We start from the raw sequence: 15,149 nt of genomic DNA, 5'->3' as shown, positions 1-15,149 counted from the left end.
CTTTTCAATAAAGAATCTATTTAAAAAATTGCCATCCCACATATAGACATCAATTTTCTCTTAAATTTCAGGCTTTCTGTTAGTAAACACCCACACTTTTAGTCCGTAAACCAGCATAAATACAGCTACATAACTAAAGGCTAATGTCACCGATGACATATTGATACCACTAATGAGCGATGTCACCACAAACACGATAATACCGACAATCGTGCCACATAATGAAGTCGCAAACCCTGCCTTTTCGGGAAAAATAGTCATGGTAATTGCGATCGCATTTGGCACAATCAAACCGACAAATAAAAACATCAGTAGTAACGGTATAATGATCACATAAAGATTATGATAAAAATTCACCATCACTAACATTACCAATGCGGTAATAATTGCTAGCGTTACTCCTAACTTGAGAATATTTTCATTATTATAGTGAACAATTAACATACGGTTTATAATAGTACCTATAAAATAACCACATCCTAGCAACATCGCTATATAGCCATATTCTAATATCGTGTATTTCATAGTGACTTCTAGCAAATAAGGACCAGCCGTATTAAAAATCAAAACAGAGCTATAACTTAGACCATAAACAATACTTAATAATAAAAATGTCTTATGTGAGATCATCTCAAAAAAACTATTTTTAATATGAGTTATCTTTAATGGTACTAAGCTTTTATTTGATTCTTCAAATAGTGCCGTACACACAAATAAAATAACAAGTACATAGATAGCGAATAAATAGAAATTTGCTTTCCACCCTAGGTAATGGGATAAATTAGCACCGATAAATGGTGCAACAATCGGCCCTAACGCCCAACTTAAGGCAAAATAATTCGCCATTTTCTTCAGCTCTAACCCTGAGAACAAATCAACAATGATTGCTCTCATCCCTGAAGCTAACCCTGCGATAGCTACACCTTGAATTAAACGTAAGCAATTGAACTCAAACATACTATTCACTGTTGTACATAATACACTTGCCACTAAAAAGAGTAACGATGAGAATATAAAGATCCGTTTACGCCCATATGTGTCAGACAAAATACCGAGCACGATTTGCCCTAAGCCATACCCCAATAAGTATAGTGAGATACTCAGTTCAGCATATTTTATTGACGTATGATAGTAAGACGATATCTCAGGCAACGAGGGAACATAAATATCAATTGCAATACCCATTAAAAATGAGATTGATATAATTAAAAACAAAGCAACTTTCTTTTGATTGTACAATAACACTTTCATTATTATTTCTACTCTTAATATGAATAATTAGGTTGATTATTCACTTTTCTTCCACGTTAATTTTGCTGTACTTAGTTTTCCATCAATTCCAATTTGTGGCAGCGTAGTAATAACTAATATGTCACCCTCGAAAGCAATTTGACGCTGAAGTGTCAAATCCATCCAATCAGGGTCCCATGTTCTATCAATATAAAACTTGCACTTATCACCATCTAACGTGTATTTCCCCATATACGCCATCATGGTTTTATAGAGCTTTTCATTATCTTTATTAAAATCTTCTCGACCTTGTTTTGAAATAAACACACTAACAAAGCCATCACTGGTAAAAATAATCCGCCCACAAGGTGTATCCCCCATAATATCGGACTCAACACCTGTCTCTATTACTGTGTGTTTAAAAGACAATAAATCCCATGCACCAATAATACTTTTCATCCAAACCTCGAATACAAAAAAGAAATAACCGCAAAACAAAATAAAGTGAGCATTTATCTGAGCTCATTGATTTTATTAAGCAGTTTTGTTTGACCAAGGGAATAATAAATGAAGTAGAGGTTTAAAAATGCTGCGATAATCTCTCTATATACCAACAAATCTGCAGCACACTATGAACTGGGACGACACGCAATACCTCCTCGCATTAGGACGAGAAAAAACACTACGCAAAGCTGCACAACAGCTATATGTCGATCAAGCTACCGTTGGAAGGCGCATCGCCATTTTAGAAAACTCACTTAAATGCCAGTTGTTTATTAGAAGCAATAAAGGTTACGAATTCACACCAGCAGGTTATCAAGCATTCTTAGCCGCGATAGAAATGGAACAAGCAGCCCTCACTTTACAAAACAAAGTTAAAGGCTTCGATCAGCAGTTAAAAGGCGATATCACCCTTTCAACTACCGATTCTATTGCAATTGACTTTATTATTAATGCTATTAAGCAACTGAGAACGTCTGCGCCTGAAATTCGCATCAAGCTCGATGTTACGACTGCGCTGCGCGATATGACGCAACACAATATTGATATTGCGATCAGAAATATTCGCCCAGATACGCCAGGATTAGTCACAAAATTGCTTTTAACCTCACCAATGGGGCTCTATTCAAGCAGTGAATACTTACATCAACATGGTTATCCTAAAACATCCGATTCGTTGGCAGGTTTAGATCTGATCGTTCATGCCCCTATGGTAGAAAAGTCCCCAGATAAACTGTTTGGTTTAGCTATCGACAAGGCAAAAATCGCACTGCTTGCAGACAGCAGTTTATTATTAAGAACATCGATAAAGAATGGCGTAGGGATCGGCTTCTTACCGAAGTTTATGGCAGATATTGATAATCTCGTACCGATCTTTCCTGAAAAGGACTTCAATGAAAACTACGAGATCTGGCTGGTTACACACGCAGATATTATTCATACCGCGCGTATTCAAATGGTATTAGATACCCTTTCACAACTATTTAACGGTTATTGCTGAGTAACACTATTTGATTACAACATGACAAGCAATCTCTATGAACGCAATGATTTAGCACTCTTGCGTTCAACAATGCCAATACAATAATAAAATCTCTATCTTTATATTCAACCCACCAAAAATGTTAAATTCACGTAACAATAAAAATAATGAAGAACATATATAATATATAAACTGTTACTTATATCTCAATTGATTTTATTTTTTTAATAAAATAAAAAACCTGTGATTACAGACCCACTTTATATAATGTTTGTAATTAGTAATAAATTAATGAGATTCAAATCACAATAAGTTTAGTAATAACATCCTAATCTAACCTGTATAGACAACTTAAACTTGTATATATCAGGTGAGCTAGTGCTAAACTCATATTTAAATGAATCAAATATCCAAATAGTAAATGACATCGCCAATTGGGAAAAAGCCATTGAAATGGTTTGTAACCCATTAATAAAAAATAAAAAAATAACAGACAACTACCAGCGCGAGATCATAAAAACGACAAAAGAAATAGGCCCATATTATGTCCTTGGTCCTAAGATCGCGATGCCTCATGCAAGGCCAGAAGATGGTGTTATTAGTAATGCCCTTTCGCTACTTATTGTTCGAAATGGTATTAATTTTAATAGCCAAGAGAATGACCCTGTAAAGGTAATTCTTTTATTAGCCGCTCAAGATAGCGATCAACATATAAATTTAATCACTTCTATTTCTGAGTTTTTCTGTTGTGAAGATGACATTAAATCGATAACAACAGCAATTAATAAAATCCAAGTTTTAAATATATTAAACAAATATTAAGGAATAACATTATGCGTATTATGGCCGTATGTAGTACAGGATTAGGTTCATCTTTCATGATTGAAATGAAAGTAAAACAAGTAATGCAAGAATTAGGTATTGATGCAGAGGTAAATCACACTGACTTAGGTTCTGTTACTCCAGATATGGCAGACTTTTTTATTTGTACCCGTGATTTAGCCGATAGTATTCATGCAGATAATGTTGTTTCTATCCCAAATATCACAGATAAAAATGCCATGAAAGAACAAATCCAAGCATATTTAGCACGTTAATAGAGGGCACCACGATGCTGCATTTTATTACAGATATATTAAGTACACCTGCAATACTCATTGGTTTAGTCGCTTTACTCGGTTTAGCTATTCAAAAAAAATCAAGTTCAGATGTAATTAAAGGAACAATAAAAACAATTCTTGGTTTTATTGTTATTGGTGGCGGTGCGGGAATCCTTGTTAACGCTGTTACCCCAATGGGCGTACTAATGGAACAAGGTTTCCAACTTCGTGGTGTCATTCCAAATAACGAAGCTATCTATGCAACAGCCATGGCCAAATTCGGTGCTTCAACATCACTAATTATGGCGTTTGGTATGGTTGCTAATATCTTTTTTGCACGTTTTAGTAAGTTCAAATATATATTCCTAACAGGTCACCATACTTTATACATGGCATGTATGATCGCTATCATTTTAAATGTTGCAGGTTTTGAAGGCCCTTCTCTTGTTATTTTAGGTTCCATTACTCTAGGCTTAATTATGGTGCTATTTCCTGCAATGGCCCAGCCATTTATGAGAAAAATAACAGGTAGTGATGATGTTGCTTTTGGTCACTTTTCAACTGTTGGCTATGCAGCTTCTGCATTAGTTGGAAAAATGGTTGGTAAAGGTTCAAAAAGTACCGAAGAAATGAATTTACCAAAAAATCTTGTTTTTCTTCGTGATTCTTCAATATCAATTTCACTAACAATGGGGATTATTTACTTAATTCTTGTTCTTGCCGCAGGTAGTGACTTTGTAACAGAAAATCTAAGTAACGGTCAAAACCCTATCGTTTACGCCATTTTAACAGCAATTGGTTTTGCAGCAGGTGTATTCGTTATCTTGCAAGGTGTGCGTTTAGTCCTTGCGGAAATTGTTCCTGCTTTCTCTGGTATTTCAGAAAAATTAGTACCAAATTCAAAACCAGCTTTAGATTGTCCAATTGTATTTCCATACGCACCAAATGCGGTTCTCATTGGCTTTTTAGCGAGCTTCGTCGGAGGCCTAATTAGTATGGCTATTATGGGTGGACTACAACTAACTCTTATTCTTCCTGGTGTTGTTCCTCATTTCTTTACAGGAGCAACAGCGGGTGTATTTGGTAATGCAACAGGTGGACGCCGAGGTGCAATTGCAGGTGCATTTATCAACGGCGTTATCATTTCTTTCCTAACACTATGGCTGCTACCAGTACTTGGTGATTTTGGTTTCGCAAATACAACCTTCTCAGACTCTGATTTTGCAGTAACTGGTATTTTCTTGGGCTACTTAGCAATGATAGGTAAAGAAGCGGTTATTGCAGGTATTGCGATTGTTGCCGCATTAGTTCTTGCGACTAACTTTACAAAATCAAAAGAACCAGAAATAACTCAAGACAATATTTAACGTCATCTGATGGCAGCAATTCTCGTTGCCATCCTTTTTAGTTCTGAGGTAATCATGCTCTCATCATCTACTTTGAAAAAAATTGAACGTTTAAATCTAGAAATAAAAAAAGAAACTGTAAACGCATTGCTTCATATGGGATATGGACACTTTGGTGGTTCATTATCGATAACCGAAACTTTAGCTTGTCTTTATGGATTACACCTAAAACATGACCCGCTAATACCTCAAGATCCAAATCGAGATTACTTCGTCCTATCAAAAGGACATGCAGGTCCTGCGCTCTATGCCACGCTTTCTTTACAAGGCTATTTTGCTCGTGATTGGCTATACACCATCAACCAAAACAAAACACGTTTACCAAGTCATGCAGACATGAATCTTACCCCAGGTGTAGATATGACGACAGGATCGTTAGGGCAAGGTATTTCTTGTGCTGCGGGTATTGCTGTTGGTACGAATTCAATGGTGTATACCATTGTAGGTGATGGTGAATTACAAGAAGGTCAGTGCTGGGAAACGATCCAATTTGCAGCTCACCATCAGTTAAACAACTTTGTCGTCTTTATCGATAATAATAAACGCCAACTAGATGGCTATATTAGCGACGTACAGAACTCTTTCAATTTAGAAGATAAGTTTAGAGCATTTGGATTCCAATCTCTCACCGTTAATGGAAGTAATATTCAACAAATTTCTTCTGCTATTGATATAGCTAAAACATCTAAAAATAGGCCAACAGCCATTATTTTAGATACAACAAAGGGACAAGGGATACCAACAGTTGAAAATATTGAAGCTAATCATCACCTTCGTTTAGATGACAAACTAGTCGAACAATTAGAATCAGATCTACTTTCTCTTGCACAAAAAATCGAGGAATTATCATGAACAAAGAATTACGACATGTCCATTGTGAAACCTTGATGGAAATTGCTGAAAAAAATAAAAATATTATGGTTCTAGAAGCTGATTTAATGGGCAGTGTAAGTACCAAGAAATTTGCAGATACCTATCCTAATAATTTTATTCAATGCGGTATAGCCGAAGCTAATATGATTGGCGTAGCATCAGGCTTATCAACTGTAGGAAAAGTTCCTTTTGTTCACTCTTTTGGCTGTTTTGCTACTCGTCGTTGTTATGACCAATTATTTTTAGCTGGCGGTTATGCAAAGCAGCATATCAATATATTCGGTAGCGATGCTGGTGTAACTGCTGTAACAAATGGCGGTACTCATATGCCCTTTGAAGATACGGGACTAATGAGACTAATACCTAACGCAACTGTCATTGACATATCAGATGCACACGTGCTTCAAGCTGCAATTCATTACTCTTACAAACACCATGGTATTAATTACATTCGTTCAACTCGGAAAGCATTACCAAGCTTATATCACTCAAAGGATGATATCGAAATAGGTAAAGGTAATGTACTCAGAGAAGGTAACGATCTAACGTTAATTGCTAGTGGTGTATCAGTGCATGATGCATTAGAAGCAGCACAAATTATTGAAGATAGAAGTAGCTTTACTGTAACCGTTATAGATATGCATACAATTAAGCCTCTTGATGAATCTCTCATAATTAAATATGCATCGACAGAACGAATCATTACAATTGAAAATCACAATATTATTGGTGGTTTAGGTGATGCAGTTGCAAGTTGCTTATTAAGTAATAATTGTAAAGTTTCAATGTTCCACAAACTCGGCGTTAATGAACAATTTGGTCAAGTTGGTTCACTTGAGTACCTAAAAGAAACATACGGTATAAGTGCAGAAAAGATCGCTGAATTTAGCTTACAAAAATTACTAGCCCTTTAAAGGACTAATATCTTTACTATCGATAAGCCAATGACTTGCTATTGTCTGTCATTGGTTTTATTGTTTTTAAGCGTGAAAATCCTGCTGTACTGACATGAGAAACAAATTAATGCCTGTAAAACCGACACCAAAACAACAAGAAGTGATCGATCACATCAACAAAAAAATCAAGGCATTAGCACTTAATGTAGGTGACAAACTTGATACAGAATCAGCGATCGCTAAAACATTAGGTTTAACAAGAACAACAGTTAGAGAAGCAACTCGCCACCTTATTGAAGCGGGTAAAATTTATCGAGTTAAAGGATCAGGGCTTTTTGTTAGTGATGGAATAGAACAGCAAGTTAATCAACAGCTAAAAACAATCACGCCATTTCAACAAACAGCACATCAAAAACAAAAAAAAGAAAGCAGAGAAGTTTTATCCGTTGCCATTATTCAAGTACCTAATGTTCAGATAGCTTGCGCATTGCATATCCCTCCAACAGATAAAATCTATTTTATCGAACGTTTAATGCGGTTTGGTTCAATGCCCGTCTCTCTAGAACAAATTCACATACCTGTATCTGTATGTGAAGGTTTTCAATTAAGTCAACTTGAGCAGTCCAGCTATGTTTGTTTTGAATCTATAACGGGTAAAAAGATAGAGATGCGAGAACAAAACATTTCCGCGTTTAACCTACGAGATCCTGATATTGCAGAATTACTCCACGTCGATATCGAGCAAGCAATGATCGAATTACGAGAGACTATTTATTCAACAGATAATTGTCCTGTGGAATACATCATCTCTATTATTAATAGTGATCTTTACAATATCCATCAAATAACCAAAAAATAGTCTTTTACTTCACCTTACGCACACTCTTGCGCTCAACTAAGGTCGGCTCTAACTCAATAACTTGAGGGAAAGTATCAGGGGCATCTAAACGTTTCAGTAGCGCCTCAACAGCCGCTTGGCCTAAACGATATTTAGGCTGGTGAATAGTTGTAAGGGACGGAGAGATAAACTTCGCAATATGAATATCGTCGTAACCAATAATAGAAAGCTCCTCAGGGATCTGAATACCACGCTCATTTGCGGCATTAATCACGCCCATTGCCATCATGTCATTAGCTACAACTAAAGCGCTGGGTAACTTTCCTTTTTCATACAATTGAATAAAGGCGTTATAGCCACCTTCACATTCAAAATCCGCTTCCACTACCCATGATGGATTAACAATAAAGCCAGCTTCATCCATCGCTTTAAGAAAACCATTATATCGCATTTTAGCTTGGTTTCGCTCAAGCGGACCGGTTATACAACCAATATCGCTGTGCCCCGCATCAATCAAATGTTTCGCTGCCATATAGCCACCACGCAGCGAGTTATCCTGAATTTTATCGCTAGTGAACAACATCGGTCCCCAGTCCATTACCACGACAGGAATATCTGAATAGTGCTCAAAGACGTCAAACCGTTCACCTTCAAGCGAAGCACACATTAAGATCAACCCATCAACGCGCTTTTGCAGCAAGGTGTTGATTGATTCGTGCATACGTTGGTGATCACCTTCTGTATTACACAAAATCAAACTATAACCTTGCTGATAACAACTACGCTCAACCCCTTTAACCACTTCACCAAAGAAAGGGTTGGTAGAAGTTGTCACTAACATACCAATGGTTTTGGTACGGTTAACTTTGAAACTACGCGCTAAGGCTGATGGCGCGTAATAATTTAGCTCTTTAGCTGCCTTGTTGACCCGCTCTGCTATTTCATCACTAACAAAACGGGTTTTATTAATAACATGGCTCACTGTCGAGGTAGAAACCCCAGCCAGTTTCGCGACATCTTTCATCGTTGCCATGCTATTTCTCCTTAGTTAGGCATGTTGCGCTAAAAATGTATCCACTTCTTCACGTGTTGGAATAGACGTTTGCGCGCCAAAACGAGTGACAGAAATCGCCGCGGCAGCATGAGCAAACTTAATTGCTGATTCTAAAGCTAAACCTTCTAATAAACCAGTCACTAACGCGCCATTAAAGGTATCACCAGCGGCTGTGGTATCTGTCGCTTCCACACGAAAACCTGAGATAATATCGCCAGATCCATTTTGGCTTAACCATACTCCTTTCGCACCTAGAGTGATCATCACCGTTTTAATACCTTTAGCATGAAGAATATCAGCCGCCTGTTGAGCACTTTCATTATCGGTTACTGTAACCCCTGTGAGTACTTCAGCTTCCGTTTCATTAGGCGTGATCACATCAATACACACTAACAACTCATCCGATAATTGACGGGCTGGCGCTGGGTTTAAGATCACCTTGGTATTGGCTGATTTCGCTACTTTTGCCGCTTTTTCGATACCACACATCGGTGTTTCTAATTGCATGAGTAAATATTCAGCCTGACGAATAGTGTCTAAATCAGATTCAATCGCTTGCTCTGTTAACTTGCCATTTGCTTCAGCTGATAGACAGATACTATTTTCACCACAGTCAGAAACTTGGATCATCGCAATACCTGTCGGCGTTCCTACTTCTGTTTTTAAACCACGCACATCTATTCCATCTTTAACAAAATTACCACGCATCAACATGCCAAAGGCATCATCCCCCACACACGCAATAAAGCCAATATCAGCATTTAAACGCGCTGCGGCAACAGCTTGATTAGCCCCTTTTCCTCCTGGGATAACTTGGTAGTGATGACCATGCAGTGTTTCCCCTGGACGCGGAAAAGAAGGCACTTGAAGAACATGATCAGCATTGACACTACCTAATACTACTAACTTACTCATATCGTTATCCTCAGCTCTATTGAGCCTTTTACATACATTGTGATAAATAAGATGACTTTGATTTCTTCAGTCAAAAAACGTCAAAGGCATCTCGTCTGCGCACTAACCATAGGGGAAATTAACACGCAGACAAAATTTTAAGCTTGGGAAATACCTGTACGAACCGTAAAACTACGCACTTCATTCGGTGCTAAATATTGCAAGGTACCTTTTTCTTTCGCCGCCAGAAAACCCTCAGGTCGACAAGTCGCAGGCAGTGCGTAAGCGTTCACTTGTTGATCGCCATTGCATAAGATCCAGCGTGTTGCATGATTAAAGTCTTTGGTATCAAACTCAGTGGTAAAGCACTTATCTTCAAACGCCATCTTAAACACGGCACGATCGGTATATTGGTCGATATCATCCATCAAGTAGACGATTTCAGGATCGTGCATATCTGGTTTATCTAATACAGATATCGGAGGCGAGATTTTTAACTGTTCATTATACGCTAACCACTGTGCATTAGGTTGAACATGCGAAGGAATACTTTGGCGCAGAGTAAATGCATCATCAGGAATATTCTGACTCATTTGGGCATTTTCGATGTAAGCCGCATTGATATGACACATGTATTGCAGCGGCATGGCTACCGTTGCCAAATTCTTCACTACCATTTGAATATCAAACACGCTGGCATCTTTAGCTAACGTCACCGATGGTGTCGCCAAGTAATGATCCCCAAAACCCATCACGTATTCATAACAGCCCTTTATCGCAACCGACTCGTCACTGATTTCAAGCCATGCTGAATCCATTGCAGCACATGGCACTTCACCGTGTAGAGCATGATCATCTTGTGGCGTTGGGCAGCCCATTCGCAACATACCTGCATGGAAAGCAAAACAGCCATAGGTTTCCACAATGGTTTTAGCTGGTTTCGGTTCTGAGAACATATTCTTCATGCAAAGATCGGTGCCTAAGAACTCTGCATCCCAAATCATCTGCCCCATAAACGGCAAAATCACTAAACGCCCTTTGGTATTCTGAATTTCAACGGCGTGAACACCAGAGTTATAAATAAAAGTATGAATATCGAAATGCTCAGAGTGGGCAATACGGGTTTTCGTTTTAGAAAACTGCTCTTTATAAAGAGGAAGAGTAAACATAATAACCTCGATGAGAAATGACCATTCTTAGACAGCTCACATCATTAAAGAATGGTCATAAAACTTTATTACGCCTTAGCGACAGAATAAGTAAATGCTTGCTTGTGTTTTTTCTCGCTTAAGAAGTAGAAGAACACCACAGCAAAACACAATGCACTTACGATAAACGAGTGTTGCATCCCCACGTTATCGGCTAATAAACCTTGGATTACAGGGATCGCTGCCCCACCGATGATAGACATCACCACAAAACCACCGGCTGTTTCTGTGTAGCGAGTATCAACCGATTGCAGTGTTGAAGCGAAAATTGTTGCCCAACAAGGAGCGAATAATGCAGAGGTACCTACCGCTACCCATACCGCAGTAAAACTAGGAATAAAGGTTACGTACATCAAACAAACAAAACCAATGGCGGAATAGCCCATCAATACATTTTCTTGCGATGTTTTAGTAAACAGGTAATTGGCTAATAACTTACCCAAGAAATACATAATAAATGAATACAATAGATAGTTAGCCGCATCATGTTCAACCATATTATGATCAAGCTCTAATGCTAAACGAATAGTGAATGACCATACCGCTACTTGCATACCGACATAAGCAAACTGCGTTGCAATCCCTTTAAAGAAGCGGGCATTACCAGCAAGATAAGACAGTGTTTCAGAAAAAGACGGTTGATTGTCTTTATTATCACTTTCAGCTTTACAGCTTGGATACTCGGTTAAGGCAATCAAAATCGCGATAGTAGCAATAATACCAACTAACCATTTATACGGTTCAAGGGTTTGTTGCAACACTTGCTCTTTAAACGCCGCAAGTTCAGGGCCTGTGAGGGTTTCCATCATATGGCTAACATCAATACCCTCTTGAAAAATTAAATGCTTACCCAATAATAAACCGACGATGTAACCCATCGCATTAATGGTGTGAGAAACATTCAAACGCAGTGTTGCACGCTCTGGTTCACCAATCATTGCAGAATAGGTATTACACGAGGTTTCAAGGAAAGATAAACCAATCGCAATACAGAAAATAGCCGCAAGGAACATAGTATAAGTACCAGCATGCGATGCAGGAAAGAACATCAAACAGCCGAAAATGTATAACGCTAAACCCAACAAAATAGCTAACTTATAAGATGTTTTTTTAACGACCATTGAAGCAGGAATGGCCACTAAAAAATACGCCCCATAAAACGCAGATTGCACTAACGCTGAAGCAAAATTTGAAAGATCAAAAATAGATTTAAACTGAGTGATCAATACATCATTAAGGGCAGCAGCAGCTGACCATAACGCAAAAACGGATGACAATAATAAGAACTGAAATAACGGGGTTTTATTTAAATAACCATCAGGATGTTGAACCGTGTTGTTTCTTATAAACATTGATTTATCTTCCATAAACAGATCACCCACAAGTAGGTGATACACTGCATTGCAAAAATTTAGGATTCATTTACATAAGGTTTTTACAACATCTAAAGCGGTTTAAAACACCACACCGGATTGAAAAATCACATTGGCATACGGGGTACATTCGCCAGTTCTTACTATCGCTCGGCTTTGCTCTGTGCGATGTTTAAACTGCTCGTGGGTAACGTATTGAATATGAATTTTTTTATCCGTTTTCACTTGCTCTAGTTCAAGTTCAACCAGCAAGGCTTGGTGATGTTCAGGACTCACTTGGGCAAACTCTTCTGCCATGATCACTCCTTCAATTTGCATTTCAGAGAGCATCACACGCACTGTATCTAAAAAGCTCGGTACGCCATGAGTTAACGCTAAATCAATACGTTGGACATGATCTGGAATAGGCAAGCCCGCATCACAAATCGTGATTTCATCGGTATGCCCTAATGTGGCAACTAGGTAAGACAATTCTGAATTAATGAGGGTACTTTTTTTCATGTTATCGACCATTCGGTTATACGTTTTCTTACTAAAGGCATCTGCTAATCGGTGAAAATCACCGTTTTAGAAAAAACCATCGAAACGTTTCGATGACATAATAATTCGACTGATTCTTTTGGCTATCCCTTGTTCGATAAGATGTGAGAACGATCGGTTTTAAGCGTAAAAATAAGAACAAAAAAGAAACTCAGCTCACACTCTACCCAGCAAAACGTTTCGATAGTGACAACAAGTAAGAAATAACAGACTTGTTTACCCCTCTGCTATTAACTACCGCTGCGATATAAAAAGAGCACTATCATCAAGCTTCGATCTAAAACTGATATTTGCATGACAATATAGTAAAAGGAAACCTTTAGTTAATCTCTTGTCATCCACATGATAATGTATTGTTTATAAATACGATCAGTGATAATCAGCTTTAATAACACATAAAACCTAAACCACTACACCTTTATTATTAAAATGCATTTCTTATTGTAAAAGCAGATATCATCACTCATTAAACACTTTTACTTGCTCAATTTTTTCCAATTACCGACGTTTGACTTTCCATATATAGCTTATTAACCTGTAACTTGAAGCATATACTTATTACAACAAATCTCTTTAAACTTAAGATTTGCACAATAGAGCGTGTCAACTCATCAGGTTACGCAATAATGACCAAAGAAAATAGCAAGACAGAGCAAAAAAACGCACAACTTCACCGTAAAGAAAGAAATGTAAAAACCAAATTAATGGATTGGTTTGCCTACAACATGAATGCTAATGGTGTTTCAAAAACAGCGTTGGCAACCTACTGTGATGTATCAAGACAAGCCGTCCATAAATGGGTAACAACAGGTATCGTCTCGAAAGAAAACTTAATTATCTGCTCTCGTTTTTTTAAAACCGTACCACCATTAGATTTGATTGCAGATAAAGAAAACCATGCTCCGATTAATCCTCTGTCATATGCATGGTCTTCTAACGCACGTAAAGCAGTAGAAATCATAAAAAGATTAGATGATGAAAAGACCAATCCTATTCAGATAAAATTAATCACAGGAATGGTAGAAGCGGTTGACGCATTGTCTTATGTTGAAAATGCCAACCTGAAAGACGAGCAAAATTTCGAGTGGGAATGTAATAACAAAACACGAACCATGTTAGCTCGCATTGATGAGCAGTTCTATAATGCCGATCTTACTGGCGTTACCACTGAATATATCGGCAATATATTAATTGGCTATATGGAATTAATTGGAGACTCAAAACTCGATATTCGTCCTTATAGCTTTATTGCTTTACCCAATTTCAATGACGGTAATGCCGAAATGTGTATAAAGCTATTAAAGAATCTTCTTGAATATCCAACAAGATCTCGATTAGTTATCGCTATTCACTTACCAGAAGAGAGCAAACAAGCAGATCGTTTTAAACAGATTGCAGCGAATACCTCTTTTCTTATTATTCCACCGTCATCCGTCCCTTTGATTGTTGCAGAAAAAATAGAAAAAATGATCCAAGATTAATACGATCACACTAAAAGGGGCAACAGACGTCCCTTTTAATTTAATGATTTGATCAATTCACCTCGATAGTTGCCGCCGCACGTTCTTCTTTCTGTCCAAGATCGGCAAAGCGAACACAGTCTTTCAATGAAATATCGCGACGAGACGAAAAAATAAAACCTAATTGACTCACTAATTCATCATTTCCATTCTCTCGTGCCATACCCATTAAAGAGCAAACCTTGTCAGAAGTTTGGTAGTTAGCCATCTCTAATATCGTCGGTGATGGTACAGATAACTTAAGCATCGGTGGCGCTGCATTCTTAGGATTAGTTTTATTATCGACAGAGCATCCTGTACCTAACAGCAATATTATTGATATCGCTAAAAAACCGTATTTCACGACACTAACTCCTGCTGATAAAGTGTAATTGGTGCACTAAATAAATAAGGCATCACAACATTTTCTATTAGCGCATCACAGTGAGCTTTATCAATAACAAACAGTGCGTTTTTCTCAGTGGCAGCATAGAACTTCTCAACATTGTTATAACCAATATGTTTCGCTGTTTCATCCAGGACATCGACAGCAAAATTAAACAAACCAATCACTTCATTTTCAGGATACTCGGTAACATTATCAGCACATTGTGCAGCATTAACAACGTTATACATCGTCACAATAGGACGAGAAGATGTTAATAAATCGGCATGGGTGATCGGCGAAACGAATAGCGCGGCAATAAATAATTTTCTCATACGCACCTCTTTCAAATTAACGAATAGTATTATTT

At 37.7% G+C, this 15,149-nt stretch carries 17 protein-coding genes; 8 read left to right on the top strand and 9 right to left on the bottom strand.

Annotation, left to right across the window (positions count from 1 at the left end):
• Positions 1-60: 60 nt before the first annotated feature.
• Together I3259_RS14965 and I3259_RS14960 are read right to left on the bottom strand one after the other, a co-directional pair.
• Positions 61-1,251: an MFS transporter gene (locus tag I3259_RS14965; RefSeq protein ID WP_238030355.1), complete on the bottom strand. Its 1,191-nt coding sequence runs from the start codon at positions 1,249-1,251 to the stop codon at positions 61-63.
• Positions 1,252-1,287: 36 nt separating this feature from the next.
• Positions 1,288-1,689 (bottom strand): lipocalin-like domain-containing protein, encoded by a 402-nt coding sequence (locus I3259_RS14960; RefSeq protein ID WP_238030354.1) that lies wholly within the window; start codon positions 1,687-1,689, stop codon positions 1,288-1,290.
• Positions 1,690-1,861: 172 nt separating this feature from the next.
• On the opposite strand from I3259_RS14960, the gene I3259_RS14955 reads away from it, so the two are divergent.
• The 7 genes from I3259_RS14955 (at position 1,862) to I3259_RS14925 (ending at position 7,847) form a co-directional block, all read left to right on the top strand.
• Positions 1,862-2,731, top strand: coding sequence for a LysR family transcriptional regulator (locus I3259_RS14955; RefSeq protein ID WP_238030353.1), 870 nt, complete (start codon positions 1,862-1,864; stop codon positions 2,729-2,731).
• A 360-nt stretch (positions 2,732-3,091) separates the two neighbouring features.
• Positions 3,092-3,535, top strand: a complete 444-nt coding sequence (locus tag I3259_RS14950) for a PTS sugar transporter subunit IIA (protein WP_238030352.1) — start codon at positions 3,092-3,094, stop codon at positions 3,533-3,535.
• Positions 3,536-3,546: 11 nt separating this feature from the next.
• Positions 3,547-3,810 carry a PTS sugar transporter subunit IIB gene (locus tag I3259_RS14945; RefSeq protein ID WP_238030351.1) on the top strand — a complete coding sequence of 88 codons (264 nt, stop codon included), beginning with the start codon at positions 3,547-3,549 and terminating at the stop codon, positions 3,808-3,810.
• Between the two features lie 14 nt (positions 3,811-3,824).
• On the top strand, positions 3,825-5,180 hold the full coding sequence (locus I3259_RS14940) for a PTS ascorbate transporter subunit IIC (RefSeq protein WP_238030350.1): 1,356 nt from the start codon (positions 3,825-3,827) through the stop codon (positions 5,178-5,180).
• Positions 5,181-5,189: 9 nt separating this feature from the next.
• Complete coding sequence (locus tag I3259_RS14935) at positions 5,190-6,071, top strand: transketolase (RefSeq protein WP_238030349.1); 882 nt, start codon at positions 5,190-5,192, stop codon at positions 6,069-6,071.
• Complete coding sequence (locus I3259_RS14930) at positions 6,068-7,006, top strand: transketolase C-terminal domain-containing protein (RefSeq protein ID WP_238030348.1); 939 nt, start codon at positions 6,068-6,070, stop codon at positions 7,004-7,006. Before I3259_RS14935 ends, I3259_RS14930 begins: the two co-directional genes overlap by 4 nt.
• Before the next feature lie 94 nt (positions 7,007-7,100).
• Positions 7,101-7,847 (top strand): GntR family transcriptional regulator, encoded by a 747-nt coding sequence (locus I3259_RS14925; protein WP_238030347.1) that lies wholly within the window; start codon positions 7,101-7,103, stop codon positions 7,845-7,847.
• 4 nt (positions 7,848-7,851) lie between these two features.
• On the opposite strand, the gene I3259_RS14920 is transcribed toward I3259_RS14925, so the two are convergent.
• The 5 genes from I3259_RS14920 to rbsD all read right to left on the bottom strand — a co-directional run bounded on the left by I3259_RS14920 (position 7,852) and on the right by rbsD (position 12,856).
• Positions 7,852-8,859, bottom strand: coding sequence for a substrate-binding domain-containing protein (locus tag I3259_RS14920; RefSeq protein WP_238030346.1), 1,008 nt, complete (start codon positions 8,857-8,859; stop codon positions 7,852-7,854).
• Between the two features lie 15 nt (positions 8,860-8,874).
• Positions 8,875-9,795 (bottom strand): ribokinase, encoded by a 921-nt coding sequence (rbsK, locus tag I3259_RS14915; protein WP_238030345.1) that lies wholly within the window; start codon positions 9,793-9,795, stop codon positions 8,875-8,877.
• A 137-nt stretch (positions 9,796-9,932) separates the two neighbouring features.
• Positions 9,933-10,943, bottom strand: a complete 1,011-nt coding sequence (locus I3259_RS14910) for an aldose 1-epimerase family protein (protein ID WP_238030344.1) — start codon at positions 10,941-10,943, stop codon at positions 9,933-9,935.
• Positions 10,944-11,011: 68 nt separating this feature from the next.
• On the bottom strand, positions 11,012-12,334 hold the full coding sequence (fucP, locus tag I3259_RS14905) for an L-fucose:H+ symporter permease (RefSeq protein WP_346015702.1): 1,323 nt from the start codon (positions 12,332-12,334) through the stop codon (positions 11,012-11,014).
• Positions 12,335-12,436: 102 nt separating this feature from the next.
• Positions 12,437-12,856 carry a D-ribose pyranase gene (gene rbsD, locus I3259_RS14900; RefSeq protein ID WP_238030342.1) on the bottom strand — a complete coding sequence of 140 codons (420 nt, stop codon included), beginning with the start codon at positions 12,854-12,856 and terminating at the stop codon, positions 12,437-12,439.
• 665 nt (positions 12,857-13,521) lie between these two features.
• On the opposite strand from rbsD, the gene I3259_RS14895 reads away from it, so the two are divergent.
• Positions 13,522-14,376 carry a hypothetical protein gene (locus tag I3259_RS14895; protein WP_238030341.1) on the top strand — a complete coding sequence of 285 codons (855 nt, stop codon included), beginning with the start codon at positions 13,522-13,524 and terminating at the stop codon, positions 14,374-14,376.
• Between the two features lie 52 nt (positions 14,377-14,428).
• On the opposite strand, the gene I3259_RS14890 is transcribed toward I3259_RS14895, so the two are convergent.
• A complete protein-coding gene (locus I3259_RS14890; RefSeq protein ID WP_238030340.1) occupies positions 14,429-14,758 on the bottom strand; it encodes a hypothetical protein in 330 nt (109 codons plus the stop codon).
• Positions 14,755-15,114, bottom strand: coding sequence for a hypothetical protein (locus I3259_RS14885; protein WP_238030339.1), 360 nt, complete (start codon positions 15,112-15,114; stop codon positions 14,755-14,757). Before I3259_RS14885 ends, I3259_RS14890 begins: the two co-directional genes overlap by 4 nt.
• Between the last annotated feature and the right edge of the window lie 35 nt (positions 15,115-15,149).

Source organism: Photobacterium sp. Ph5, from assembly GCF_022129445.1.
Lineage (GTDB): Bacteria > Pseudomonadota > Gammaproteobacteria > Enterobacterales > Vibrionaceae > Photobacterium.
Note: the sequence above shows the minus strand (reverse complement) of the source record. Positions and strands in the feature narration are given on the sequence as shown.

What these genes read in the sequence shown, in the direction of transcription:
- I3259_RS14965 (WP_238030355.1), bottom strand. Translation starts at nt 1,251, where the DNA reads ATGAAAGTGTTATTGTACAATCAAAAGAAAGTTGCTTTGTTTTTAATT.
- I3259_RS14960 (WP_238030354.1), bottom strand. Translation starts at nt 1,689, where the DNA reads ATGAAAAGTATTATTGGTGCATGGGATTTATTGTCTTTTAAACACACA.
- I3259_RS14955 (WP_238030353.1), top strand. Translation starts at nt 1,862, where the DNA reads ATGAACTGGGACGACACGCAATACCTCCTCGCATTAGGACGAGAAAAA.
- I3259_RS14945 (WP_238030351.1), top strand. Translation starts at nt 3,547, where the DNA reads ATGCGTATTATGGCCGTATGTAGTACAGGATTAGGTTCATCTTTCATG.
- I3259_RS14940 (WP_238030350.1), top strand. Translation starts at nt 3,825, where the DNA reads ATGCTGCATTTTATTACAGATATATTAAGTACACCTGCAATACTCATT.
- I3259_RS14935 (WP_238030349.1), top strand. Translation starts at nt 5,190, where the DNA reads ATGGCAGCAATTCTCGTTGCCATCCTTTTTAGTTCTGAGGTAATCATG.
- I3259_RS14930 (WP_238030348.1), top strand. Translation starts at nt 6,068, where the DNA reads ATGAACAAAGAATTACGACATGTCCATTGTGAAACCTTGATGGAAATT.
- I3259_RS14925 (WP_238030347.1), top strand. Translation starts at nt 7,101, where the DNA reads ATGAGAAACAAATTAATGCCTGTAAAACCGACACCAAAACAACAAGAA.
- I3259_RS14920 (WP_238030346.1), bottom strand. Translation starts at nt 8,859, where the DNA reads ATGGCAACGATGAAAGATGTCGCGAAACTGGCTGGGGTTTCTACCTCG.
- rbsK (WP_238030345.1), bottom strand. Translation starts at nt 9,795, where the DNA reads ATGAGTAAGTTAGTAGTATTAGGTAGTGTCAATGCTGATCATGTTCTT.
- I3259_RS14910 (WP_238030344.1), bottom strand. Translation starts at nt 10,943, where the DNA reads ATGTTTACTCTTCCTCTTTATAAAGAGCAGTTTTCTAAAACGAAAACC.
- fucP (WP_346015702.1), bottom strand. Translation starts at nt 12,334, where the DNA reads ATGTTTATAAGAAACAACACGGTTCAACATCCTGATGGTTATTTAAAT.
- rbsD (WP_238030342.1), bottom strand. Translation starts at nt 12,856, where the DNA reads ATGAAAAAAAGTACCCTCATTAATTCAGAATTGTCTTACCTAGTTGCC.
- I3259_RS14895 (WP_238030341.1), top strand. Translation starts at nt 13,522, where the DNA reads ATGACCAAAGAAAATAGCAAGACAGAGCAAAAAAACGCACAACTTCAC.
- I3259_RS14885 (WP_238030339.1), bottom strand. Translation starts at nt 15,114, where the DNA reads ATGAGAAAATTATTTATTGCCGCGCTATTCGTTTCGCCGATCACCCAT.